Source organism: Streptomyces sp. NPDC018026, assembly GCF_044327745.1.
GTDB classification, from domain to species: Bacteria; Actinomycetota; Actinomycetes; order Streptomycetales; family Streptomycetaceae; genus Streptomyces; species Streptomyces rubrogriseus.
Genome location: NZ_JBIRFY010000014.1, coordinates 210,451 through 233,285, shown reverse-complemented (window position 1 = coordinate 233,285; position 22,835 = coordinate 210,451). Strand labels below are relative to the sequence as shown.

Sequence of the window (22,835 nt, the reverse complement as noted above, 5' to 3'; positions counted from 1 at the left end):
TGGGCGCCGCGGCACCAGCGGTACGGCACGGTCAACGCCGACGGGTTCGGCGTCGGCTGGTACGCCGAGGGCGACCCGGTGCCCGCCCGGTACCGTCGGGCCGGCCCGATCTGGGCGGACCAGTCCTTCGCCGACCTCGCCCGGGTGGTGCGGACCGGCGCGCTGCTCGCGGCGGTCCGGGACGCGACGCTGGCCGGCGCCGACGCGGAGGCTGCCGCGGCCCCGTTCGCCGCGGGGGCCTGGCTGTTCAGCCACAACGGCGCCGTGGCGGGCTGGCCCGCTTCGCTGGCTCCGGTGGCCGCGACGCTGCCGCCCGGTGAGCTGCTGTCGCTGGAGGCGCGCAACGACTCGGCGCTCGTGTGGGCGCTGGTCCTGGCCCGGCTGCGGGCCGGGGACGACGAGGGCCGGGCGCTGGCCGAGACGGTGCTGGAGGTCGCCGCGGCGGCCCCGGCCTCCCGGCTCAACCTGCTCCTCACCAACGGCTCCACCGTCACCGCCACCACCTGGGGCGACACCCTGTGGTACCTGTCCCGCCCGGGTGGCGGCACGGTCGTCGCCTCCGAGCCGTACGACGACGACCCGCACTGGCAGGAGGTCCCCGACCGCACTCTGCTCACGGCGAGCCGCACGGACGTGCGGCTCACCCCGCTCAAGGACCCGGGCGAAACTTGCGCCCCGGTCGTCAGCCTCTCCGTCTAGCTGGTGCATCGCCGCTCCTCGGTCAGCGCACCGGACGGCAGGACCATCAGGTCCTCGTGTCGTGCGCGATCAGGAGTCCGCAGGATAGAGCGGCTACTGGCCGAGGGCTGCGCAGAGCGGGTCGCCCACCTGCTTGCCGGTCGGGGTGAGCGTCAGACAGGACGCTCTGCGCTCGGTGCGTCCTGTCCGGCTCGGCCGTGGTTCGCCGCTCCCGAGCGCAGCCCGTCGCACAGGATCGCGACGATCTTCAGAGCGTCGTCCTGCCAGCCTTTGGTCCGCATTCCGCAGATGCCACCGAGCGCCCGCAGAACGACGCGTCCTTCGATGCCCTCGCGGACAAGACCGGCCTCGATACCCGCGTCAAGAAGTTCGTCCAGGGCGCGGGACATCTTGTCGCGTGCTTCGCTGAAGACAGGCGAGTCGGTCGCCATGATGCTGTCCAGTGCCCTGCTCATCCCTCGGCTGACGGCGGCGTGGTCCACGAGCCGGAGCAGGAAGATTCGCAGTGCTTCATCGGGGGAGTGCGCGTCGAGCAGGTGCGCGGGGGTCGCGCAGAGCTCGGCTACCTCCTGGCGGTACACCTCCGCGACGAGCGCTTCGCGGGTCTCGAAGTGTCGGTAGAGGGTGCCTACGGCCACGCCTGCGCGGCGGGCGATCTCATCGACATGGGCGTCTTCGTCGTCGAGGAACGCCTCCCGTGCCGCGCACAGAAGCGCATCGCGGTTGCGGCGGGCGTCGGAGCGCAGCGGGCGGGGCGGCGACAACGTTCCTCCATAAGGTGAGTCCGACTCCGTTTCATGTACGGTTTCCGGAGTCGGACTCACTTTACTGGAGGGGCACACCCATGACGATCGACCGTGATGAGTTCACCGGCCTGCGCGTGCTGGTGACCGGTGGCAGCCGAGGACTGGGTGAAGCCACGGCCCGTCGCTTCGCCGCGGCCGGCGCCACCGTGCTGACGGCCTCACGCACCCCGCCTCCGGACGACATGCCCGTCACTTTCATTCCTGCCGACCTGAGGTCGGAGGAGGGGGCGGCGGAACTCGCCCGCCGGGTTGTGGACGAGTGCGGCGGCGTCGATGTCCTGGTCGACAATGCCGGATGGCAGACCCCGTCGGTGCCGACCCTGGAACGGACGGACGCGTCCTGGCTCGCCGACCTGGAGATGAATCTGCTCGGCGCGGTGCGGCTCGACCGGGCCCTGGTTCCCGGGATGGTCGAGCGCCGGTCCGGCGTCGTGGTGCACGTCTCCTCGATCGCCAGCCGTATCCCCCAGCTCGAGAATGCGTCGTACGCTGCCTCGAAGGCGGCGCTCAACGCCTACAGCCGCGAGCTGGCCATGTCCGTGGGGGAGTACGGCGTACGCGTGGTGTGTGTCCTGCCGGGCTTTGTCGTCACCGAGCGCTCCATCGCGTACCAGCAGGAGATGGCCGACAGTCAGGGCATCAGCCTCGACGCCGCTCAGAAGCAGATCGTGGCTGCCCTGAATGTTCCGATGGGGCGCCCGGGAGATCCCGAGGACGTCGCCGAGATGATCGCGTTCCTCGCCTCCGGACGGGCCAAGTGGATCACCGGTGCCCAGTTCCGGGTCGACGGCGGGATCATCTCGGCCCTGTGAGCCATTCCGCTCACACGAGTGGACCGACAGCCTGCCCGTGATCGCCGTTCAGCCGTCGGTGACTGGGCCCGACCGGTGAAGACGGCCTTGCTCCCGCGGCGCGGGACCGTTTGGCCCCTGCCGAGCCGAGGTGTCGCGACGGCTACGGGAAAGGAAGACCTCGGCTGCATCAGGACCGGCTCAGGTGTAGGTGGGAAGGTTCTGGTCTGCCCAGATGGCGAGGGCACGGGCGCACGTGGCGACACTCTCTCGCCAGGACTTCGCGGCGCCCTCGTCGGCGTCGTCGCTCACGTGCTTGACGAGGCGAATCCCAACATCGGCTCGGAGCGCTGCCGTTGCCAGGGCGTAGCCTTCCATGTCGACCAAAGGAGCGCGCTCCGCCAGTCGGGCGCGAGCGGCTTCACTGTCGACGAAGGAGTCCCCGGTGGCCAGGGTGGGGCCGTCCGGGTCACCTATGGTCAGGGGCGCCCCGTAGGTGTCGCCGGTCAAGGTGCGCAGTGTGTCGCTGTCCAGGTCATGCTGTACGACCGTGCCGATGACGTGGGTGCCGTTCCATCCGGAACGCAGGGCTCCCGCGGTGCCGAGGTTGACGACCTCCGACGGCAGCGGTCCACGGGCGAGCGCCGCAGCGAGCGCAGTCGCGGCGTTGACCTTTCCCATGCCGGTCAGCAGGACAGGCAGGGACATATCGAGGTACTGCGCCTCTTCTTCGACCGCCAGGACGAGCAGGGGACGGTCGTTGGATATCTTTCCTATGAGTTGCACGGGATCAGACTATGACCTGGTCCCAAGGCCTCGGCGTGGGGACGTGCGGGCCGACATGAGGAGCGGAGCCATGAAGACGATCGGGCTGATCGGCGGGATGAGCTGGGAGTCGACAGCGGAGTACTACCGGTTGCTGAACGAGTTCACACGTGATCGTCTCGGTGGTCTCCATTCGGCACGGTGCGTGATTTATTCGGTGGACTTCGCGGAGATCGAACAGTTGCAGGTTCAGGGACGATGGACGGAAGCTGGGGAGGTCCTGGCCGGTGCCGCCCAGTCCCTGGAGGCAGCGGGTGCCGACCTGGTGCTCATCTGCACCAACACCATGCACAAGGTCGCCGATGTCGTCGCGGCCGCGGTGTCCGTCCCGTTGCTGCACCTCGCCGACGCCACCGCCAAGGCCGTGCGCGCGTCGGGTCTGCGCCGGGTTGGTCTGCTGGGCACAGCATTTACGATGGAGCAGGACTTCTACCGGGGCCGACTCGAAGTGGCCGGTCTCGACGTCCGTGTCCCAAATGCCGAAGGACGCGGCCTTGTACACCGAGTGATCTACGAGGAGCTCTGCGTCGGGATCGTGCGGGACGACTCGCGCGTCGCGTATCAGAAGGTCATCGACGAACTGGTCGCTGAGGGCGCGGAAGGCGTCATTCTCGGCTGTACCGAGATTGAGCTCCTGATCCGCCCCGAGGACAGCCCCGTCCCGATCTTCCCCACGGCACGGTTGCACGCCGAGGCCGCCGTGGCCCAGGCCCTGCGGGGAGTTTGACCCACCTGCCGCGTGCGCGCCGATGCCGGCCGCTGATTGCCCGAGGCCGACCTCGGCCTCGCGAGGAGCGACTGGGGCTCATTGCTGAGAAGTGCCCAGCGAGCGTAATTCCGCTCTCGCGGCGGAAATCTGTCGGAGTCGCAGGAACGAGCCTTATCGAGCGGTTGGCGGCCACGGAGTTCACCGAGTCGCGATTCACCGCCGGATGCCGGTCGTACCCATCTGCATCGAGCGGTCGGCGCGATCGTCCGAACTTCGGGACACCGACGCGGAGTTCATCCGGGTGTGGCGGCGGCTCGTCATCGCGCAGTGAACGGCGTCAACAACCACCCTGCCGCACGCGTCGCGACACTCGCCGTCACCGCCATTGAGGGTGCCTTTGCCGTCAGCCGCGCCGAGCAGACCCGTGACACCCTCCTCGCCGTTCGCGACGAACCGCGGCTGCTCCTCGCTCAAGCTCTCCAGTGACACTTCGCTGTATTCGGTCGCGAGGACGGCAAGTCGTCGCTGGTGGTGGGTACGCCGACCTGCGGCCTGGTGATTTCTGCGTTAGTCATGCCAGTGCCGCGGCCTGCGGGGAGATGTGTCCGGTGGGTTCAGCCGGGTGCTGAGGAGGTGGCGTATCCAGGGAAGGGCCAGGTCGATGGGGTCGGGTGTCGGCGTGCGGGCGCGCCGGTGGCCAGGGCGGCCAGGACCACAAGGGTGAGCATGGCGAGTGTGGTGTGCCGGTGCCAGGCGGTCCAGTGCTGGACTCGGTAGTGGTCGAGTGCGACCTGGCGTTCCGCAGTCTGGAAGCACCGCCTTCCCGGTGACGTGGTTCGCCAGGGACTCGTGCGCGAGCGCCGCGTCGGCGGAGCGCAGCAGTGCGTCCCTCGGTTCGGTGAGGAACAGCGCGAACCGCAGCACCAGGTTGGACCACAGGCGGAAGACCGGCAGAGCCGGGTCGTCGGGCCGTATCGTGCAGGTCACGATGGTTGGTCCCGGGCCGGCAACGGCCAGATCCAGTGCGAGGTTGTCGGTCAGCGCGACCTCGGTGATCCGCTCGACAGACCCGGCTCTGCCGAGGATCCGCGCCGGTGGCCCGCAGGCAGTGATGCCGTCGATGCGGCGCCGATCATCCGCGCTCTTTACTCGGCGGCCCTCGTGGCCAGTTCGTAGCAACGGATCCGTGCGTCGGCGTCGTACACGGAGGCGTAGAGCATCAGCTCGTCGGCGCCGGTCTGCTCCACGATCTCAATGAATCGGCGTCGCACCGTCTCCACCGAACCGCGCGCTTGAGCCGCGCCGGTGACTTCCACCCTGTCGCGCATCTCCGTCGGGATTTCGTGCAGGGCCGCTTCGTCCGGGGAGAGCAGCGCCGAGGAGGTTGGCCTGGCTCGCGCGAGATCAGTCGGGCGGGCCAGGCGCGCGGCCTCCTCGTCCGTGTCCGCAACGATCGTTTCGACTGCGGCCATCACGTAGGGGCGGTCCGCCCACCGCGACGGCGTGAACCGCTCCCGGTAGCGCTCTGTCGTAGCGACGCTCTGGTCCGGTCGGATGTGGTGCGCCAGCGCGATCGGTAGACCCAGCCGGCCCGCCAGCTCCGCGCTGGCCAGGCTGGACGCCAGCAGCCAGGGGCGGGTGCCTCCCGCGTCCGGTTGCCAGCCGGCTATCAGCTGCACGCCGCCTTCACCGGAGAGGTACCGCACGATCGCGGCCACGTCGTCGTCGTATTCGGCGTCCGAGGTCGGTTCGCCACCCCGACGCAGCGCTCGTACGATCGACTGGTCGAACGTACCTGGTCCGCGGCCGATACCCATGTCGATGCGGTCCGGATGCAGCGTCGCCAGGGTGGCGAACTGCTCCGCGATCGCCAGTGGTGAGTGATTGGGCGCCAGGACGCCGCCGGCACCGAGCCGGATGCGGCTGGTCAGAGTCGCGAAGTGTGCCATCAGCACCGCTGGTACCACGCTCGCGGACATTTCCGTTCCGTGATGCTCGGCGAACCAGACTCGCTGGTAGCCGAGTTCGTCCAGACGAAGCACGGTGCGGCTGGTCGCGTCGAGCGCCTCGGCGGCGGTGCCGCTCGAATCCGCGAGGACAAGATCCAGCGCGGACAGGGGAATAGTCATGATCGAAGTCTAGGGCGCGCCGCGACGGAGGCGCGCAGTCAGTGGGCAGGGCCGACCGTGTACCTGGTGGTGGAGGGGCTTGGCTCTCCCAGCAGAGTGCGATGCCAAAGGGACGTCGGCTCCCTGCATTGTGGTCAGCTCGGCCGGTTCAGCGACGTGATGCTGGTGCTCCGGCCGGGGCGAGGAGGTCCCTTCGGCATCGTCGACTCGCCGAGCGCTGAGCTGGGAGCATGCCGACGGTGTTGCCACAAGTATGGAGACAGCCGCCGCACTCGAACGGTTGAGGGGTGGCACCCACCGCATGAGTGTTCTGGCCCGGGGGGCGGCCAGTGGCGCGACTGCTGTCGGCTCCTCAAGGCCCCACAATCGTGAGTTCCTTGCCGGGCTGGGACAGAGCGGTAAGCACCACGTGATCGTCGACTGCCATGGTCTCCCGCATGTCGTCTCGAGACCAGTGGTGAGGCATGACGGCACCCGGCTCATCCTGCTGGCCCGGTCACCGGTAGCCCGGACAGGGCCCGCAGGATTTCGACGGAGCTGCGCTCCTGGCGCGCAGCTCCTCCGCACTCGGCTGCCGGGTCAGCTGGCGGTCCAGTCGCGGAGTTGGCGTGCGATTCGGGCGACGCCGAGGGTTTCTGCTGCCGCGTCGCGTACCAGCGCGACGGCGGCCTTGGGCGGGTAGTCCAGACTGTGTGAGTTGAGAGCCAGGTAGGCCTCGCTCGCGTGCCAGGCGAAGGCCTCGTTCGAGTGTTCCAAGCTGGGCAGTCTCGCCAGGGTGTGCAGCAGTGCGGCGGCCTTGAGGTGCAGCGACCCGTAGATGTCCCGCTCCAGCGCCCGAGCGTTGACCCGGGCGACGGCCGCGTACAGGGGTCCGTAGTCGTCGACCTGGGGATCGGCGTCGAGCAATTCCGCGGCGTGCAGCAGGAACGTGACATCGAGAGGGTGGAGGGATTCCTGCTCGCTCACGCTGCGTGGCTCCGCTCCTGCTGCTCAAGCTCTCGCAACGTCTCCTGCTCGGTCGCCCGCTGTTCCGCGCTGATGTCGATGCTGCTGGGTTCGGCCGCAAAAGCGGCTCCGCTGCGGTCTTTGGAGGCTTTGAAGGCTTCCAGGAACCGTTGCTCCACTGCGGTGGCCCGGTCATAAGCGGCCGAGAGGATGTACTCCTGCATGCTGACGCCCTCTTGAGCGGCGGCGGTCGCGATGGCCGTCCGCTGAGCAGGGTCGGGGAAACGCAGATTCATCGCTTTGGGATCGGCCATGGTGTCAATGGTACCAGTAGTACCGCCACTCGTCGCGCGGAGTGGTGTCGGGCCGAACGAGTAGGGTCCGAGACGGCTGCACCACATGGCGCGTTTGGAAGCCGTATCTCTATCGTTCACGAGGACGGTTCTGATCGAGTACTGTCCTTGGCTGGGTGATCTCGGCCGGGTAGGGATGCATGAGTACGCCGGGCCCCTTGACAGCTCGGGTTTGCGACCTCTCGCGCCGATGTCACCGATCGCCAGCCATCGAGGCGTTCATCTACGCTCTCACAGGCATACTCAGGAGCCGCCACCTCGCCCGCCCGGCTTCCTGTCCGCTCGGACCGCACTCGCCAACTCGACGACCGGCCGATGGACCGGCATAGGCACCGGCTCCGGTGCCTCCCACACGGCCGTATCATCTGGGGGCGGCCAGGATCCTCGGCCACGGCGGGGCAACGGCGCGGCTGAGGTGTTTCAGCTCGCTGCTCCCGGTGCGGGCCTCAGTTCGGACGACCCTACGAAGCAAGGCCGGTTCACCGCTTCTTGTCCGCGCAGAGGGAGAAGACCCCCCTGGTTGCGAGTGCCGCAACGTCCTGCGCGTATCCCCCCCGGTCGCGCGGCCATGCGGAGGTCGGCTGCAACAGCAGCAGCGACACGGCGCCATGCAGGCAGGCGCAGACGGCGCGAGTCAGGGCCGTCACAGCGGCGTCCTCCGCACCGTCGCCCGCGCACCGTCGCACCGCGTGCCGCATGCTGCGGAAGCAGGCGTTCGCCACCTGCGCCGTGGCCTCCGTCGCAGGTCCGGAGGCGACAAGGCGGTAGCGGAGCGGGTGGTCAAGGCCGAATCTGATGTACGCGGCACAGCGGTTGTTCAGATCGGTGAAAGGATCCGCCGCGGCCGGGCCGGTGTCTGCCATGTACTCATCGAGCCGATCCCAGACCCTGAGGGAAACGGTGCGCAGCAGGGCCGGGCGATCGGCGAAGTGGAGATATACGGCAGGGTTGCTGACACCCACCCGTTGAGCCACGGCACGGATGGTGACAGCGTCTTCTCCCGACGCGTCGAGCAGGGCCTCCGCTGCTTCCAGGATTTCCCCGTACAGCCTCCCTCCCTCTCCGCGTCGAGCCCGGATACGGCGCCGGGGGCGAGGGGGATCGCTATCGCCCGGTCCGGTCATCAGCGCCTCTTGAGAGCGACGAGTTGAGTGACGCGAGTGCACAGATGCTCTTGATCGTCGCGGATGTCTATCTCTACCGCCACAGTCGACCTCCCGACATGCAGGGGGCGTGACGTCGCAAAGGCAGCGGCTCCCTGCAGGGGACGGAAAAAGTAGGTGCCGGACTCCATGGTCGCCGGCACTGGGGCCGGTCCCTGTCCGCCGTTGAGCGCCGCGCAGACGGCGCCGGCCACGTCGGCCAGTCCCATCAGGGCTCCTCCGTGCATTGCTCCACCACCAGTCGACAAGGCGGTAGCGCAGTCGAGGCGCGCCTCGACCAGGTCGGCTTCGAGGCGTCCGAAGCGGACGCCCAAGGTCTCGGCGTACGGAGCCAGGGTATAGATGTCGGCTGCGGTGATCGGCATGGGGCCTCCTTGACTTGACTGCGTTAAGTTAACGCTATCAAGTCATATGCTGTCACCATCTTGGGCCTTGCAAGGACTGAGATGTCGAGCACGTGGCGTGCTTCTCAGGCTCAGGCGCCCCGCTGGTCGACGGCCATACGGTCGATCGGCAGCACGGTGCCGTTCAAAGATCACGTACGCCTTGTCACGGACGGGTCGTCATGGCCTGTTCCGGCGTGGGCACGAGGCGGCCATGAGGTCGACGACCTCGCGTATGTACCGGTTGACCGCCGCGATCCCAATCAATCGACGGACGGGTGGACAAGTACGCGAAGCTTTAAAAGTTGCCTGCTTCGAGAAGGCTCACCCCGCCGAGTGCACTCCATGGCTCCACAGGTGCGGAGTGCCAGGAGGACCGCGCGCGGGGAGGGGCCGACGCGTGACGGGGCCAAGGAAGAGGGTGGCAGGTGAAGTGGCCGCGTCCGTAGAGTGGCGGGATGGGACTCTTCAAGCGGAGCAAGGCTGCGTCCGGCCTGCTGCTGGTGTCCGGCAGGGGCATCCAGCAAGTAGAGACCGCCTCGTACGGGATGGATCTCGTGCAGGAGGTCGCTCGTCTTCTCGGTTCGGAGCACATACGCTCCACCAAGCTCGGTGAGGAGCTCACCCTCTGGTACGCCGAGGACGGCCCGGGTCGGGCACGCTCCGGCCCGCCCAACCCCGTGGCCAGCCGGCTCCTGGCCGATCACGGCGCGGCGCCCGTAACCGGTCCCGCGGTCGTCGCCGGTCCGCTGCTGTACGGCAGCCCGTACCCGCTGGGTGCCGAGGAGATCACGCAGGTCTCGGGGCGCCTGCAGGGATAGCCGCGGCTCAGCCGGCCATGACCGCGACGATGCGGGGCAGGAGTACGGCGTTGGCGCTGCCGAGGGACACCCTCACCGGCTGGTGCCTGCCCCGCTCGTGGATCCACACCAGGCCGTCCGCGACCTTGACGTCCGTGAGCGAACCCCAATCGGCCTCCATGACCCCGCGCAGCGTGAGCCCGCCGCGGTGCACGCGCATCTCGCCGATGGTGAACGACCCGCCGCGCCGGATCAGGTCGAGACGCTGCGCGAGCAGCCGGGGCTCGAGGACGCGCTGCGCGAACTCGACCAGGGCCAGCCACGCTTCGGAGGCCTCGGCCAGAAGAAGCACCACGGGATGAACGGGACTGCGCGGCTGGCGCCGACGTCACAACCGCGATCACGTCAAGATCTGCAGCCTCGTCGAACGTGCCATGGCCACCCTCACCTGCTGGCGCCTCCTGCGGAAGCTCGTTGCAGCACCACCCGGATTACGGCCGTCGTCCGAGCAGTCATCGCCCTCGAACTCGCAACCTGACAAGATGGAAACGGCTCAGTGGCTGGACGGCGCGCAGTGAGAGTGATTCAGGCCGCGGCGAGCCTGGGTGGCAGGGGCCGGATCCCGCATTGAACTACACACCTTGTTCATACGTTTGTGGGTGTAAGGAAGACTCTTCGACTGCGAATCAAGGAGTACCTAGATGCCTTCACCCACCTCCGGTGGTAGCGGCGACGCATACGGCGCCCCCCGTTCAAGCCCGTCTCGGAGCTTCCCAGGACCGAGCCACGCCTACGAGCGGTACACACAAAACGTTCCTGTACCCAGCGCGGAGTCGTCGCAACCGCCGACCTATACGCCGCCCCCTTCCTACCGGTCTTCGAGTCAATACGCCCGCGATCGGGATCAGGCCGCTGTTTCGCAGCAGCCCCAGCGCAGTCAGACCGAACGCGGCGTTGAGCCGCCCCGGTACCCGTACCCGGATAGTCACCAGAGCCTGGGCACTGCCCCTAGGCCCGATCGGCCGACCATTCAGACGACGCACGGTTGGCTTGGTAGGGGATATACCGCCAGCCCCCAGGCTATGAGTCCTGTCGGTCAAGACCCCAACGTACTTGCCGACTACGTCAGCCAGACCCTGCCCCCTCGTTCTTCCCACCGTTCGTCATCAAGTTCCTATTACTCTGCTCAAAGCTCTCAAGGCGGCAGCTACCACTCGGCAGCCACCCACCACAGCTCCAGTTCTCAGAAGAGTAACGGCAGGCGGAGGTAGGCTACTTTGGGTCGATCGCGTCAACAACCCGGCCCGTAGAAGTTAAAGCATCTTGAAACGGGATGCTCCCGGCAGAGTCGAGTGAGGCACCCCGACTACCGGCAGACGCGAAGCCCCTGGTGGGACGGTTCTCACCGCAAGATCGTCCTCTGAACACCAGAGGCTTCGCGTCAGGGTGATTGCAAAGTTCGTTGATCGTGCGTTGGCACAGGTCAATTGAGTCCGAGGATGGTCAGTGGCCGCTCGTAGGGGCGGAGGGCTGTCGTGCGGAGTCGACGCGGGCTCGGGCAAGGAAGTGCTGCAGTCGATACGGACCGGAGTGCCCCAGGGCCTCGGCGAGTGTCCAGCAGATGCGGGTGTCCAGCTCCATCAGCATCGCCTCGCACATCTCCCGTGCCAGCAGGCGGGGTTCACGCCGAGCGACGCAGCCCGCCACCGCAGTCATCGCCGCCCCTACGACGTCTGTCCACTCACGCTCGGCTGTCGTGGCCTCCGCGGCCACCTGGTCCTTGAACGTCGTCACAAACGTTCATGATCACGGTGGGCCGCTCCTCTGCCCGCCCGATCCTGGTGGACCGGGTCGACGTCTTCGTGTACATACTCAGTGGCTACGACGGCACGGAGATGCCCATCTTCACATGTGAGTCGCATGCGCAACGAGATGCGAACTAATACACGGTAAGCAGTGAGATGTCGAGCTTCGATCACCGATCACGGCTCGCGTAGTGGGGAGCTCGTCTCGTGCGGCACTCGTCTGCGTGCCGGCAACAGAAGTGCGCTGTGGGCGCGGGTGCGAAGCACCGGATAGTGTTCGTCGACCACTTCTGGCCATGCTCGTGCACCGCCAGCACACCACCACTCACGACGGCTCTCCTGCCGCCTCGGTTTCTACCGCTCCACCATCACCCGGGCTGTCGGAGGGATGCAGCCCTCGCTCGCCGAGCGAGGGTGCTCCGTAAGCCATGATGTGCGGCTGCGGATCTTGGCCGAGGGCATCGACTACCTGGGTGTCGACGGGAAGCCCGCGGTCACTGCGGGCACAGAGAATGCTCCGCAGCCCCGACTGGTACGAGGGGATGTTCGTGCGCCAGAGCAAGGCACACTCCTCACAACGAATCCGGGTCGTGCGCGGCATGGCCCCCTCGAAGAGGCGAGTCCTTGGCTCGCCACTTCGGTAGCCGCGAGCACTTGAGCGACACCATTCTGGCAGTGGTCAGATTGCTGTCCCATCAGGGACCGTGAACCGGAACCCGCCGCCGCAGACATGACTTCGGGAAGCACTGCAACTCGCGTGCACGAGCTCGACAGTAGTCCTCCAGTCAGGCATCGTTGCGGAGTTGTACTCGGAGGCAGAGGCAGCTGCGGACCCCGTCTCGACCGGCGGAGAGCTGCCGGACGGCGGCCGGTTCGGTCAAACGGGATCGTGTACTGCCCCGTCGGCGTGAGCGCGGTCCCCGCCCCACCTGCCACGGGAAGCGCTTGGCAAGACACAGTCCGTGCGGCACGCGCCTCGTCGGGGCGGCGTTACTCTCGTGATGCGGCGCCTGCCCCAGGCCCACGGCGCCGCCCCGCTCTCCAAGGCTCCCGAGACCGAGTACCTCATCAATGCCGCGGCACGCGATGCCCCGATTCAGGACACTTCTACCTCGTAGAAGGAAAGGTGCCCCTTGATCTCGGTCACCTCCGGCTTGGGGTCGAGGTACGCCCAGGCCAGGTCCGGCGCGTCCGGCAGCGACCAGTACGAAGCGTCTCCCTTGAAGGGACAGCGCGTGTGCGTGTCGGACGCGGTCAGCAGATCGAGGCGCACGTCCTGGGCCGGAATGTAGTACGTGTCGGGGCAGCCCTTCTCGTGTACTACCAGTGCCGTGTCGCTCTCCGCCAGCACCTGCCCGTTCCTCACCGCGCGAACATGCCGATCGCTCGGCTCCACGGTGATACGGCGCCCCGTGCGCGTGGGGAGTTGCTCGGTCACAGTCATCCTCCTTGATAGTCGACTACTCTGAGACAGCAAGGTGAGAGGCCGAGTTCTTCCCGCCGGTGCGAAATTTCACGGTGGCCTTCCCGGCGACATCACGCGGCGAGGCTCGGCCGTCGTACGCTCAGCCCACCCGCACCGGCCGCCCCGGTCACCAGCAGGCCGTAGTTCTCAGTGGTGATGTAGGTCGACAACTGGGCATGCCGGGCACCGACGTTGAGGTCCCGCCAGAAGCGTTGCAGCGGGTTGTCGAGGGCGAACGCACTGGAGCCGTGCAGATCGAGCAGCAGGTCGACGGCGCGCACGAACTGCTGCACGATGGAGACCACCTCCATCCGCAGGCTCGATCGCTGCACGACGGTGACGTCGTCGCCGGGCAGCAGCGCGTCGATGCGGCCCGCCAGGCTGATCAGCCGGTCGTAACCACTGGTCACCATGTGCTCGGCCTCGGCGAACACGTGTCGGGCCGATGCTGATTCGGCGAGACTGTCGTACCGCGTCATGGGCGGCTTGCGCGTTTTCACAACGGCTTTCACCACATCCAGCGCACCGAGCGCCGCTCCGGCCAGAGTCGCCGTGACCGAGACTGTCTGGGAGACGATCTCCAGTGGCCTGCCCTGGCTGAGATCGGGCGCGCCGTCGGAGCCGAGGGGGAACTCGAAGTGGCGCTCCGCAGGAACGAAAACGCCGTCGGCGACAACAGTATGACTGCCCGTGCCCTGCAACCCGGCCACTCGCCAGGTCCGCTCAACGGTCATCTCGGACATCGGCGCCAGCGCACCCCCCACATGAGGCACACCGTCGTCTCCCACGAACACCACCGCCAGGAACGCCCAGTGGGCATCCTCGGCTCCCGAAGCGTAGGCCCATCGCCCGGTGACCTCGACTCCGCCGGGCACCGCGACAGCCTGGCCGGGTGTCGAGCCGCCACACCACCGCACATCGGGATGGGAGTAGACCTCGGCGAGGACCTTCTCGGGGAACCCCCCGGAGAAGTGGGCCTTCGTTCCCGTCGAGATCGACACCAACCACGCCGAGGAAGGACACGCGCGACCCAATTCCGACAGCGCCCGCACCTGGGTCACCAGATCCACGTCCGTCCCGCCGAACCCGACCGGAGTGCCCAGCGCGAAGAGGCCGGCCTCGCGCATCGCCTCAAGGCTCTCCGGGGCAATGCGCCCGCGCTCCTCGGTAGCCTCCGCGTGCGCGGCCAGCACCGGCACCGCCACACGCACGCGCTCCATCAGCGCTTCGGTCGTCTCCGACGCGGTGTGGGTTGGCTCTGTCACGGGATGTCCCCTCTGCTGGATGGCTGCAGGTGGTGGTCAAGGAGGTCCTGCTCGGCGGGCGGCCTGACTGCCGCCCGCGGGTCACGCGACGCGGACGACAGCCTCACCCTCACGGGAGCCGGCGTCGCGCGGCGGTGCTGATGCCCCGGCCGCGCGCCTCGGGCCGCAGTTGCGCGCCGACGTTCCAGCACGGGGTGCGCCCCGCGCTGGTCCGGCGTCGGGCGACGATCCCGAGAGTGTCGCCGCTGAACTCGCCGGCGCCTCAGAGAATCCGAATAGATTCGATGTGCGGAGGCCGGTTGGGGTAATTCACGATGCTCCAGCGATTGATCTTGACGGTAGAGCCGTTGGCGTCATGCATCTGAATGTCGTTGTTCCCGGTGGAGACAACATCCACCCAGGCTCCCTCTCCGAGGCTCACGGTTCCCGCGTTGGCGAAGCAGTACCTGAAGTCCTCTTTGCCACCGACAATTATCGGAAGGTCGTAGTGGCCCTTTACATACAAAAATTCATTACTTGTGCAATCCGTCTGATTGATGGCTTGCGCGTCATTCGCCGGAGTTGCAATGCTGAAGCCCGCGGCCAGCAGCGCTACGGCGAACACGCTCCGGGTTGTTTTCCTGATGGCGGTCACGATGCGATGTCTCCTTGGGGGCTGGGGGCACCCTGCGTAAGTCAGGGGCGCTTCCGAACGATGAGGCAACTGCCCGGTCGAGCGTGACAGCCGACTCTTCCGCGTTTCCATCCCGACGCAGAACGTTCTGTCTCGATGAGAACTATGCGTGAACCGAACTCCGACGTCAACACTGGGCGTTCCGCGTCGCCATGAGTCGGGCGACCCCAAGAACCCAGGGAGTGCGGGCTGTTGAGCAGCGGGATGTAGAGTGCCGGAGCAGCACATGGCCTCGACGAGGTGGGCTTGCCGACTGTGCCGTCCTGGAGCCTGGTACGTCCCGGAGTGAGCTTGGTCCATCTCCGGCGATCTCCGTCGGCCCACCATCCGCTACGACGTCGGGAAAGCCCCCGAGACCCTCAAACCCATCGGCAACCGCGCTCGGTGTCGACGTGACTGCCGCTCAGTCGGCGAGCCGGTCGGACATGAGTTCCGCGACCATGACCGTCGTCAGGTTCGTGTTCGCCCGAGGCACTGCGGGAAAGACAGACGCGTCCACCACCCGCAACCCCTCGGTTCCCAGGACGCGGCACGACGAGTCGACGACTGTGTCCGTGGCGTCGGGCGCCCCCATCCGGCATGTGCTCGTCGCGTGCTGAACATCGGCGACGGTGGTCAGCAGGTACTCATCAAGAGCGCGGTCGCCCGGCAGCGCGTCGAGCAGAGGCTGGTTCGCCTCCCGAAGCGAACGGGACAGCAGCCGTGACACGCTTGCGTGGTCACTCAACTCCGCAACGGTGCGCACCCCTTCGCGCAGTACCGAGAGGTCACGCTCGTCGGAGAGCATCCGCTCGTCGATGCGGGGGTGGACGGTGGGGTCCGTCGAGACCAGAGTGAGGGATCCGCGTGAGTGTGCCTTGTTCAGGACGACGCCGAACGCCCCGGCCCGTGTCCCGAAGTCGCCGGCGGCCATGGCCCAGACATCCTGATTGAGTGCCATGACAAGCAGGTCGTTCGTATGTGTACCGCTCGCACTCGACCAGCGTACGCAGACGTTGGTGTGCCGCTCGTGCTGGGATGCGATGGCATGGTCGGTCTGCAAGGGCAGGGAGAGCCGCGCGATCGCATGGTCCTGCAAGCCGAGTCCGACCGGGAGATCCTGTCGGACGGGGATCCCCAGGGCCCGTAGTCGCGGGGCCGGCCCTATGCCCGAGCGCATCAGTACGGCGGGAGAGTGCACCGCTCCCGCGCTGAGTACCACCTCGTCGGCGTACTCGACCACGGACCGACCGCCGATGATCACACGTACCCCAATGGCGCGTTGCCCTTCGAAGACGACCGTGTCAACGAGAGCGTCGCCTCGGACGGCGAGGTTCTTGAGGGCACGCACCGGCTCGAGATAGCCGTCGTTGACACTCACCCGGCGGCCGTCGCGTGAATTGACGGGGTACGGGGACACACCTGATGCGCCCGGAGCGTTGACGTCGGCCTGCCACGGGAAACCGGCGGCGACAGCCGATTCGGCCAGTGCGCGGTCCACAGCGCCCCAGGCGTCCCGAGGGGTCCGGTGAATGGGGGTGGGGCCACCGCGACCGTGATAAGCGAGGTCACCGAAAGTCTCGTCGTCCTCCAGCCTGACGAAGTACGGCAGGACGTCGTGCCACGCCCAGCCTTCGCAGCCGAGCCGCGTCCATTCCTCGAAGTCCTCGACCGGCGGCCGGATCGCGATCTGGCCGTTGACGACGGAGCTGCCCCCCACTCCCCGGCCGCGGGCGTACAGGAGGTGCGGCCGGCCGATGGTCCGTGACGAGGTGAGGTCCCACCAGAGCAGGTCCGCGGAGGCGGCGGGGTCCATGAGCCCGACCATGGGGTTCGGAGACCGCCAGCTCCCCGGCAGCTCCGCGGAACGGGAGTCCCGACCGGCCTCCAGCAGCAGCACACGTTTGCCACCGGCGGCAGTGCGGGCGGCCAGCACTGAACCCGCGGAGCCGGCACCCACGACGATGACATCCCAGTTTGTCTTCCGCATCCGACCCTGCCCCGAACCCATGTCGCCGCGCCCCGGGCGGCTCGCCGAAATGAAGGGCAGCATCACCGTAGCGCTGTGAGTCCGAACGCTGACAGCGCCCTCTCCAGAAGGAGTACGACATGGCTCTGGTCTCTGAGGTGGCGGCCCCTCCGGCCGCACGGAAGGTAGAACGTTCTGTATTGACAACGTGGTCGGCAGAAGCTGACGATGGTGCGAGACGGGAGTGCTTCTCGCGACGGTCCGCATTGAGCCGCATCGTGTGCCTCTCCGTCGCCAGACGACTACCGAACGGAGAGACGTCATGTCCGACGCCGTCCTGCCCGACTGGTTCGCCCATGCCCTTGAGGGCTTCACGGCCGGAGACATGGAGAGGTTCGTCAAGATCTACCACCCGGACGCGGTGCACGAGTTCCCCATCGGTCCCGCCCCCGCGCCGGAACGGCTGGAAGGCAGGGAGGCGATCGGTGAATACCTGAAGTCGGTCCCCGAGCGCGGCAAGTTCGACGCCATCGACGTCCTCTCCGTACGCGACATGGGGAGTGATCCTCAAGCCGAGGGCGAACTTGTGATCGAGGCGCAGGGCCGGGGCGCATTTCACGATGGGACGCCTTTCGAGACGCGCTATGTCTGGTTCGTCAAGCATCAAGACCGACAGGTCAGGAAGTTCCGCGAGTACGTGACGTTGCGCCTGTCCGAACTGCCGGATTGATCGACGGTTGGCGTGCCGCCAGCCCAGAACCCTCGCCACACCGCTCCCCGGTGCATGGCAATACGGACCGGAGCCCCTTCCCCGTGCACCTGCTGACCGTCTTCTCCCACCCGCTCACCGACAAATACCCGTCGGCCGTCATGGACGCCTTCCATCAGCCGTTTCGGCAGGCCGGACACTCCATCGACGTGCTCGACCTGCATCGAGAGGGGTTCGATCCGCGCTTCACAGAGGCGGACCACGCGCACTTCTGGGGCGGTCCGGTCCCGGATGACGTCTTGGAGATGCACCGCCGTGTCGAGGTGGCAGACCGGCTCGCGTTGAACTATCCCGTCTACTGGTGGGGCATGCCCGCGATGATGAAGGGCTGGATCGACCGGGTCTTCACCGAGGGCTGGGCCTACCAATACGGCAGTGGTGTCGACGACCGGGGCAAACAGCTCCTGTACGCTCTGCTGCCCAGCGTCCCCACGACACTCATCGGCATCGGCGGGTCGAAGAAGCACACCTACGACAGGTACGGCTACCGCGAGGCCATGCGCACGCAGATTGACGTCGGTGTCTTCGCCTACTGCGGGATCGACGACGTCGAGAGCCACCTCGTCTACGACGTCGAGGGTGACCACAACGCACCCCACCGCCAGGTCGGCCTCCGTCAGGTCCAGGTTGTCGCCGAGTCCTTCCTCTCTCCGGACAGGATCCCGGTCAGGGCGAAGGAAGAACATCTGCGGGCACGCCACGAAAGCGTGTGAGTTCATCAGCGCCGGGGACCTTGGTTCAGAAGACCCGGTCGCCTCGGACGTGGTGCGGGATCAGGTCGAGGAAGGCATGCAGTGCCCGCGTCGGCGGGCGCGTCGCGGAGGCGACCACGCTGAGCGTCCAGGCCAGCCGGACGTCTGCGAGGGGGATGGTGCGAATGGCGTCACCGGCTGTCGCGGCGAAGTCCGGGGGGAGCAGTGCCACGCCCAGGCCATGCGCCACGTAGTCCGCGATGGTCGTGATGTCCGAGACTTCGATGAGGACGCGTCGGGACAACTCCGCCCTCGTGAACGCGTCGTCAGCGATCTGGCGTTGACCGAATCCGACGGGCATGTCGATGAACGATTCGTCGGCAACGTCACTGAGCCGCACGCTCTTCCGGCGGGACAGTGGGTGATCGGCGGGGACGAGCAGTTGGGCCTCGTACCGCTTGATGGCCCTGGACCGTAGGTGCTCGTCCTTGATGTCGGCCCCTACGAAGGCCACGTCGACATGGCTCTCCTTGATCCGCCCGATCAACCCTGAGGTCCCGCGCTGGGAGGTCTCGGTCCGCAGCCGCACCCCGGGGTGGCGCCGGTGGAATTCACCGGCCAGGGCGGGTACGTCGATCACGGTCAGGCCACTGAGGACACCGACGGTGAGGCTGCCGCGCAGGCCCATGGAGAACGGCTCCACCGCGGCCCGGGCGCGATCGAGCGCCTCGATCGCCGTCCGCGCCTCAGGGAGGAACGCACCGCCTGTCTCCGTCAGCTCGACCGACCGGGTGGAGCGGTGGAGCAACTCGGTCCGCAGGTCCTGTTCCAGCGCCTTGATGCCGGCGGAGAGCGTGGACTGAGTGATGTGCAGCCGCTGAGCCGCTCGCGTGAAGTTCAGCTCTTCGGCCAGGGTGATGAAGTATTCCAGCCGCTTCTGGTCCATGCCGCCCATTTATCGAGAGTGTCGATCGAATATGCAAAAACATTCGTTGGACACGATAGTCGAGCGGAGCGACTGTTGTCGTGCGGGCTGTTGCCCGACCAGGAAAACGACAGCAGGAGAAGGACGACTATGCGCGTAGTGCTCACCGGCGGCACCGGCTACATCGGATCCGCGGTGCTCGATCGGCTCGTCTCCAGGAATCACCAGGTCACCGCCGTGGTTCGCTCCGACGCGAAGGCCGAGCAGGTACGGGCCAAGGGAGCCGACCCCGCGATTGCCGATCTGGCGGACGGCGAGGCACTGGAGAAGCTCGCGGACAGCAGCGAAGGGGTGATCCACCTGGCGTCGCCGGGCGACGAGACCAGCGCGGCCGTCGACGAGGTGGCCGTCACCAGCTTCCTGAGCGCGCTGCGGAACACGGGTCGGCCGTTCGTGTACACCACAGGCGTCTGGCTGCACGGCAGCGGTGCGGCGATCACCGAGGCGACGGACATGAACCCCCCACGACTGGCCGCCTGGCGAGTGCCGCTGGCCACGCGGGTACGCGCAGCGCAGGGTGTGCGGACCTCGGTCGTCGCGCCCGCTGTGGTGTACGGTCACGGTGGCGGTCTGCTCAACCTTGTCGCCGCCGGCCCCCGAACCGCCGGAGCCACCCCCGCACTCACCATGATCGGCCACGGTGACCAGCACTGGACCACCGTGCACGTGGACGACCTGGCCGAGCTCTATGTGCTCGCGCTGGAAAAGGCCCCTGCCGCTTCGTACTTCGTCGGCGCGAGCGGCGAGAACCCGACCGTTCGGGAGCTGACCGAAGCGGTGAGCCGTTCCGTCGGCATGGCCGGGCGTGTCGAGCCTGAACCCGTCGTGCAGACGCTCGACCGGCTCGGCCTGCTCGGCGAAGCCCTTCTTCTTGATCAGCGGGCTTCGGGCGACACGGCGCGGCAGGTCCTTGGCTGGTCCCCGACCGGTCCGTCGGTCCTCGACGACATCGCGCGTACGACCTTCTGAGCGCGCCCTTGCCGCGGCCCGCCGCAGGCAACCCTCGCCCGGTCATCAGCGGCCGGGCCGAGCGGGGCCTGCCCGGCCGCTGCCTTTCTCCAAGGACCTCGACATGAGCACTTCCACCGCACCAGCCGGGGCAGGCCCCCCTGCCGGGTCGGACCCGCACCGGGCGGACCGGTCCCGCCCATCCGTGCCAGGCAACGGAGCACTGGCCGTTCTGGCCGCCGTCGCGGCCGGCCTGGTGGTACCGGTACAGGCCCGTTTGAACGGCGAGTTGAGTCATCGCCTCCACGACGGCATCGCCGCGGCGGCGATCAGCTTCTCGGGTGGACTCCTCCTCCTGTCCGTCGTCGCGCTCTTTTCCCGCAGTATGCGTGGCGCGCTGCGCCGTCTGGCCGGCGCGGCGCGGGACGGCCGATTCCCCCGCCGGTATCTATTGGCCGGCGTGCTCGGCGGTGCGTTCGCCCTTGCCCAGTCCACCGTCACGCTGGTCACCGGAATCGCCGTGTTCACCGTGTCGGCCATCGCCGGTCAGACCCTCGGCGGTCTGGTCGTGGACAGCAGGGGAATCGGCGGCGGTCCGCGGCGGCGCCCGGGAGCGGCCCGGCTCACGGGCGCCGCCGTCGTCCTGGCGGCCGCGGTCGTGTCGGCCCTCCCTCGTCTCACCGGATCCCTCACACCGGCCACGATCATCCTGCCGGCTGTCGTGACCGTTGCCGCCGGCTTCCTCCTGGGTGTGCAACAGGCCCTGAACGGAGCGACGACCGCCACGTCGGGCTCGCCGCTCGCGGCGACCTGGCTCAGCTTTCTGGTCGGCGCGGTGGTCCTCGTCACGGCCTGGGGCGTGAAGACCCTCGTGAAGGGGACCGCGGGCCACGCGCTGCCCACGAGTCTGTGGGTCTACCTCGGGGGGCTGTGCGGTGTGGTGTTCATCGGTGCTTCGGCCTTTCTGGTGCGCCGGATCGGTGTGCTGCTGCTCACCATGGCGTCCATCGCGGGACAACTCGTCGGTTCCGTCACCCTGGACCTGCTCGCCCCCTCGGACGGCCAGTCTCCGTCCGTCCTCACCGGCATCGGCGCGCTGCTGACGTTCGGCGCCGTCTGGATCGCCTCCAGGCGTCCACGTGGCACCGGCGCGCAATGATCCACAACCCCATCCGGACCGAACGCGGATTTGCTCCCACTGTCCCTCTCCCGAAGAACGAGCGACATGCGACCGCCCTCGGCACGACGCAGAAAAAGGAATCACAGGTGTCCCAGAACCAGAGCCGCCCCCAGGAACGCATCCTGATCAAGGGGGCCTACCTGATGACACAGGATGACAAGCTCGGCAATCTCGTGGGCGATGTCCTGGTCGCCGACGGCAGGATCCTCAGCATCGGGCGCGACCTGTCCGACGACCGGGCCAGGGTCATCGACGGCACAGGGAGCGCAGTGCTGCCCGGATTCATCGACACCCACCGCCACAACTGGCAGGGAGCGCTGCGCAACCTCGGGCCTGCCTGGACCTATCAGGAGTACCGCAGCCAAGTGCAGATCGGCCTCGGCCAGTACTTCCGTCCCGCAGACGTATACGTCGGCAACCTGGCGGCGGATCTGATGTCCCTCGACTCGGGGGTGACGACGGTGCGCGACGAGTCGCACATCAGCAACAGCCCAGAACACTCGGACGCGGCGATCGCGGCGCACCAGGAGTCGGGTATCCGCGCCGTGTTCGACCACGGATGGCCATCGACGGAGGCCGAGCAGTGGCAGTTCGGCAGCGACCGGACCCACCCCGACGACATCAGGCGCATCCGCAACGAGGTGCTCTTCGACGACTCGGCACGGGTAACCCTCAACGCGATGCTCCGTGGCCCCGAACTGTCCACCCCTCTCGTGTCCGAGCAGGACATCCGGCTCGCCCGTGAACTGGGCCTGCGCATCAGCATGCACGTCGGCCTCGGCGAGTGGGGGGCGCAGCAGCAGGCGGTACGGCAGTTGGAGGAGGCCGGACTGCTCGCCTCGGACATGACGTTCATCCACTGCTGCACGTCGACCGACGAAGAACTGCGCATGCTGGCCGCACGCGGTGCCACCGCGTCCGTGGCAGGCGCTCTGGAGGTCTTCATGCCGGGCCTCGGCCAGCCGGCCACCAACCGGCTGCTCGCCGCGGGTATCCGTCCGAGCCTCAGCGTCGACACAGAGACGATCGTGAGCGGAGACATGTTCGGCGTCATGCGGGCAACGCTCGCCTACCAGCAGCTGATCCTCGCCGGTGCGGCCGGCCCCATGGACCGGACGCCCGGCCTGCCGACCTTCGATGCCGCCGACCTCTTGTCCTTCGCGACCATCGAGGGCGCACGGGCCGCGGGCATCGACGACCGCACCGGCAGCCTGACCCCCGGCAAGGAAGCCGATCTGATCATGATCCGCCTCGATCACACCAACCTGCTGCCCGCCACGGATGCCGCCGCCAGCATCGTCGCGGGCGGCCACGCCGGCAATGTCGCTCTGGTCGTCGTGGCAGGGGATGTCCTGAAGGAGGACGGTGTGCTCAAGGGAGGTGACGCCGTATTCGAGGAGGCCGCGGCTTCCCGTGACCGGCTCTTCCATGCCGCGGGTCTGCCGCTTCCCGTGTGAGGCGCGCGCCGACTGAAGCGGACCGCCCAGACCCTCGGCTCCGGT

At 67.6% G+C, this 22,835-nt stretch carries 24 protein-coding genes; 10 read left to right on the top strand and 14 right to left on the bottom strand.

Annotation, left to right across the window (positions count from 1 at the left end; all coding sequences use genetic code 11):
• The coding region (egtC, locus tag ACH4D3_RS33445; protein WP_398330048.1) for an ergothioneine biosynthesis protein EgtC at positions 1–699 on the top strand (699 nt) is incomplete at its 5' end.
• A gap of 152 nt (positions 700–851) precedes the next feature.
• Here egtC and ACH4D3_RS33440 read toward each other — a convergent pair.
• Positions 852–1,463, bottom strand: coding sequence for a TetR/AcrR family transcriptional regulator (locus tag ACH4D3_RS33440; protein WP_398330045.1), 612 nt, complete (start codon positions 1,461–1,463; stop codon positions 852–854).
• Between the two features lie 80 nt (positions 1,464–1,543).
• On the opposite strand from ACH4D3_RS33440, the gene ACH4D3_RS33435 reads away from it, so the two are divergent.
• The gene (locus ACH4D3_RS33435; protein ID WP_398330042.1) at positions 1,544–2,317 is read left to right on the top strand and encodes an oxidoreductase; all 774 of its coding nucleotides are present in this window, start codon (positions 1,544–1,546) and stop codon (positions 2,315–2,317) included.
• 180 nt (positions 2,318–2,497) lie between these two features.
• Here ACH4D3_RS33435 and ACH4D3_RS33430 read toward each other — a convergent pair whose 3' ends face one another.
• Positions 2,498–3,082, bottom strand: a complete 585-nt coding sequence (locus tag ACH4D3_RS33430) for a nucleosidase (RefSeq protein ID WP_398330039.1) — start codon at positions 3,080–3,082, stop codon at positions 2,498–2,500.
• Between the two features lie 70 nt (positions 3,083–3,152).
• Between ACH4D3_RS33430 and ACH4D3_RS33425 the strand changes: the two genes are divergently transcribed.
• The gene (locus ACH4D3_RS33425) at positions 3,153–3,848 is read left to right on the top strand and encodes an aspartate/glutamate racemase family protein (RefSeq protein WP_398330036.1); all 696 of its coding nucleotides are present in this window, start codon (positions 3,153–3,155) and stop codon (positions 3,846–3,848) included.
• Between the two features lie 285 nt (positions 3,849–4,133).
• Positions 4,134–4,316: a hypothetical protein gene (locus tag ACH4D3_RS33420; protein WP_398330033.1), complete on the top strand. Its 183-nt coding sequence runs from the start codon at positions 4,134–4,136 to the stop codon at positions 4,314–4,316.
• Positions 4,317–4,975: 659 nt separating this feature from the next.
• Here ACH4D3_RS33420 and ACH4D3_RS33415 read toward each other — a convergent pair.
• From ACH4D3_RS33415 to ACH4D3_RS33395, 5 genes are all read right to left on the bottom strand, one after another.
• Positions 4,976–5,959, bottom strand: coding sequence for an MsnO8 family LLM class oxidoreductase (locus ACH4D3_RS33415; protein ID WP_398330030.1), 984 nt, complete (start codon positions 5,957–5,959; stop codon positions 4,976–4,978).
• A gap of 579 nt (positions 5,960–6,538) precedes the next feature.
• Positions 6,539–6,925: a fic family toxin-antitoxin system, toxin component gene (locus tag ACH4D3_RS33410; protein WP_398330028.1), complete on the bottom strand. Its 387-nt coding sequence runs from the start codon at positions 6,923–6,925 to the stop codon at positions 6,539–6,541.
• Positions 6,922–7,218 carry a DUF1778 domain-containing protein gene (locus ACH4D3_RS33405; protein WP_398330025.1) on the bottom strand — a complete coding sequence of 99 codons (297 nt, stop codon included), beginning with the start codon at positions 7,216–7,218 and terminating at the stop codon, positions 6,922–6,924. Before ACH4D3_RS33405 ends, ACH4D3_RS33410 begins: the two co-directional genes overlap by 4 nt.
• Before the next feature lie 518 nt (positions 7,219–7,736).
• Positions 7,737–8,381 (bottom strand): TetR/AcrR family transcriptional regulator, encoded by a 645-nt coding sequence (locus ACH4D3_RS33400; RefSeq protein ID WP_398330022.1) that lies wholly within the window; start codon positions 8,379–8,381, stop codon positions 7,737–7,739.
• Positions 8,381–8,785, bottom strand: coding sequence for a PaaI family thioesterase (locus ACH4D3_RS33395; protein ID WP_398330020.1), 405 nt, complete (start codon positions 8,783–8,785; stop codon positions 8,381–8,383). Before ACH4D3_RS33395 ends, ACH4D3_RS33400 begins: the two co-directional genes overlap by 1 nt.
• 476 nt (positions 8,786–9,261) lie before the next feature.
• Here ACH4D3_RS33395 and ACH4D3_RS33390 point away from each other — a divergent pair, with 476 nt between their 5' ends.
• Positions 9,262–9,624, top strand: coding sequence for a hypothetical protein (locus ACH4D3_RS33390; protein ID WP_398330017.1), 363 nt, complete (start codon positions 9,262–9,264; stop codon positions 9,622–9,624).
• Between the two features lie 7 nt (positions 9,625–9,631).
• On the opposite strand, the gene ACH4D3_RS33385 is transcribed toward ACH4D3_RS33390, so the two are convergent.
• The 6 genes from ACH4D3_RS33385 to ACH4D3_RS33360 all read right to left on the bottom strand — a co-directional run bounded on the left by ACH4D3_RS33385 (position 9,632) and on the right by ACH4D3_RS33360 (position 16,843).
• Positions 9,632–9,958 (bottom strand): hypothetical protein, encoded by a 327-nt coding sequence (locus ACH4D3_RS33385; protein ID WP_398330014.1) that lies wholly within the window; start codon positions 9,956–9,958, stop codon positions 9,632–9,634.
• Positions 9,959–11,106: 1,148 nt separating this feature from the next.
• Positions 11,107–11,397: a hypothetical protein gene (locus tag ACH4D3_RS33380; protein ID WP_398330012.1), complete on the bottom strand. Its 291-nt coding sequence runs from the start codon at positions 11,395–11,397 to the stop codon at positions 11,107–11,109.
• A 1,107-nt stretch (positions 11,398–12,504) separates the two neighbouring features.
• Positions 12,505–12,852 (bottom strand): DUF427 domain-containing protein, encoded by a 348-nt coding sequence (locus tag ACH4D3_RS33375; protein ID WP_398330009.1) that lies wholly within the window; start codon positions 12,850–12,852, stop codon positions 12,505–12,507.
• Between the two features lie 92 nt (positions 12,853–12,944).
• Complete coding sequence (locus tag ACH4D3_RS33370; protein WP_398330006.1) at positions 12,945–14,138, bottom strand: acyl-CoA dehydrogenase family protein; 1,194 nt, start codon at positions 14,136–14,138, stop codon at positions 12,945–12,947.
• A 262-nt stretch (positions 14,139–14,400) separates the two neighbouring features.
• Entirely contained in the window at positions 14,401–14,772 is a 372-nt protein-coding gene (locus ACH4D3_RS33365) for a beta/gamma crystallin domain-containing protein (RefSeq protein WP_398330003.1), read from the bottom strand.
• Between the two features lie 442 nt (positions 14,773–15,214).
• A complete protein-coding gene (locus ACH4D3_RS33360) occupies positions 15,215–16,843 on the bottom strand; it encodes a GMC family oxidoreductase (protein WP_398330090.1) in 1,629 nt (542 codons plus the stop codon).
• Between the two features lie 238 nt (positions 16,844–17,081).
• Between ACH4D3_RS33360 and ACH4D3_RS33355 the strand changes: the two genes are divergently transcribed.
• On the top strand, positions 17,082–17,489 hold the full coding sequence (locus ACH4D3_RS33355; protein ID WP_398330001.1) for a nuclear transport factor 2 family protein: 408 nt from the start codon (positions 17,082–17,084) through the stop codon (positions 17,487–17,489).
• Between the two features lie 83 nt (positions 17,490–17,572).
• Positions 17,573–18,241: an NAD(P)H-dependent oxidoreductase gene (locus ACH4D3_RS33350; protein WP_398329998.1), complete on the top strand. Its 669-nt coding sequence runs from the start codon at positions 17,573–17,575 to the stop codon at positions 18,239–18,241.
• A gap of 25 nt (positions 18,242–18,266) precedes the next feature.
• Here the strand turns inward: ACH4D3_RS33350 and ACH4D3_RS33345 are convergent, their stop codons facing one another.
• Positions 18,267–19,175, bottom strand: a complete 909-nt coding sequence (locus ACH4D3_RS33345) for a LysR family transcriptional regulator (RefSeq protein WP_398329995.1) — start codon at positions 19,173–19,175, stop codon at positions 18,267–18,269.
• 120 nt (positions 19,176–19,295) lie between these two features.
• On the opposite strand from ACH4D3_RS33345, the gene ACH4D3_RS33340 reads away from it, so the two are divergent.
• From ACH4D3_RS33340 to ACH4D3_RS33330, 3 genes are all read left to right on the top strand, one after another.
• Positions 19,296–20,174: an NAD-dependent epimerase/dehydratase family protein gene (locus ACH4D3_RS33340; RefSeq protein ID WP_398330087.1), complete on the top strand. Its 879-nt coding sequence runs from the start codon at positions 19,296–19,298 to the stop codon at positions 20,172–20,174.
• Positions 20,175–20,358: 184 nt separating this feature from the next.
• Positions 20,359–21,312 carry a DMT family transporter gene (locus tag ACH4D3_RS33335; RefSeq protein WP_398329992.1) on the top strand — a complete coding sequence of 318 codons (954 nt, stop codon included), beginning with the start codon at positions 20,359–20,361 and terminating at the stop codon, positions 21,310–21,312.
• Positions 21,313–21,419: 107 nt separating this feature from the next.
• The gene (locus tag ACH4D3_RS33330) at positions 21,420–22,790 is read left to right on the top strand and encodes an amidohydrolase family protein (RefSeq protein WP_398329989.1); all 1,371 of its coding nucleotides are present in this window, start codon (positions 21,420–21,422) and stop codon (positions 22,788–22,790) included.
• Positions 22,791–22,835 lie beyond the last annotated feature (45 nt).

Bases quoted from the DNA above. Each gene is read 5' to 3' on its own strand.
- ACH4D3_RS33360 (WP_398330090.1), bottom strand. From the start codon at position 16,843: ATGCTGCCCTTCATTTCGGCGAGCCGCCCGGGGCGCGGCGACATGGGT.
- ACH4D3_RS33355 (WP_398330001.1), top strand. From the start codon at position 17,082: ATGTCCGACGCCGTCCTGCCCGACTGGTTCGCCCATGCCCTTGAGGGC.
- ACH4D3_RS33435 (WP_398330042.1), top strand. From the start codon at position 1,544: ATGACGATCGACCGTGATGAGTTCACCGGCCTGCGCGTGCTGGTGACC.
- ACH4D3_RS33375 (WP_398330009.1), bottom strand. From the start codon at position 12,852: ATGACTGTGACCGAGCAACTCCCCACGCGCACGGGGCGCCGTATCACC.
- ACH4D3_RS33405 (WP_398330025.1), bottom strand. From the start codon at position 7,218: ATGGCCGATCCCAAAGCGATGAATCTGCGTTTCCCCGACCCTGCTCAG.
- ACH4D3_RS33390 (WP_398330017.1), top strand. From the start codon at position 9,262: ATGGGACTCTTCAAGCGGAGCAAGGCTGCGTCCGGCCTGCTGCTGGTG.
- ACH4D3_RS33345 (WP_398329995.1), bottom strand. From the start codon at position 19,175: ATGGGCGGCATGGACCAGAAGCGGCTGGAATACTTCATCACCCTGGCC.
- ACH4D3_RS33425 (WP_398330036.1), top strand. From the start codon at position 3,153: ATGAAGACGATCGGGCTGATCGGCGGGATGAGCTGGGAGTCGACAGCG.
- ACH4D3_RS33400 (WP_398330022.1), bottom strand. From the start codon at position 8,381: ATGACCGGACCGGGCGATAGCGATCCCCCTCGCCCCCGGCGCCGTATC.
- ACH4D3_RS33395 (WP_398330020.1), bottom strand. From the start codon at position 8,785: ATGCCGATCACCGCAGCCGACATCTATACCCTGGCTCCGTACGCCGAG.
- ACH4D3_RS33415 (WP_398330030.1), bottom strand. From the start codon at position 5,959: ATGACTATTCCCCTGTCCGCGCTGGATCTTGTCCTCGCGGATTCGAGC.
- ACH4D3_RS33340 (WP_398330087.1), top strand. From the start codon at position 19,296: ATGCGCGTAGTGCTCACCGGCGGCACCGGCTACATCGGATCCGCGGTG.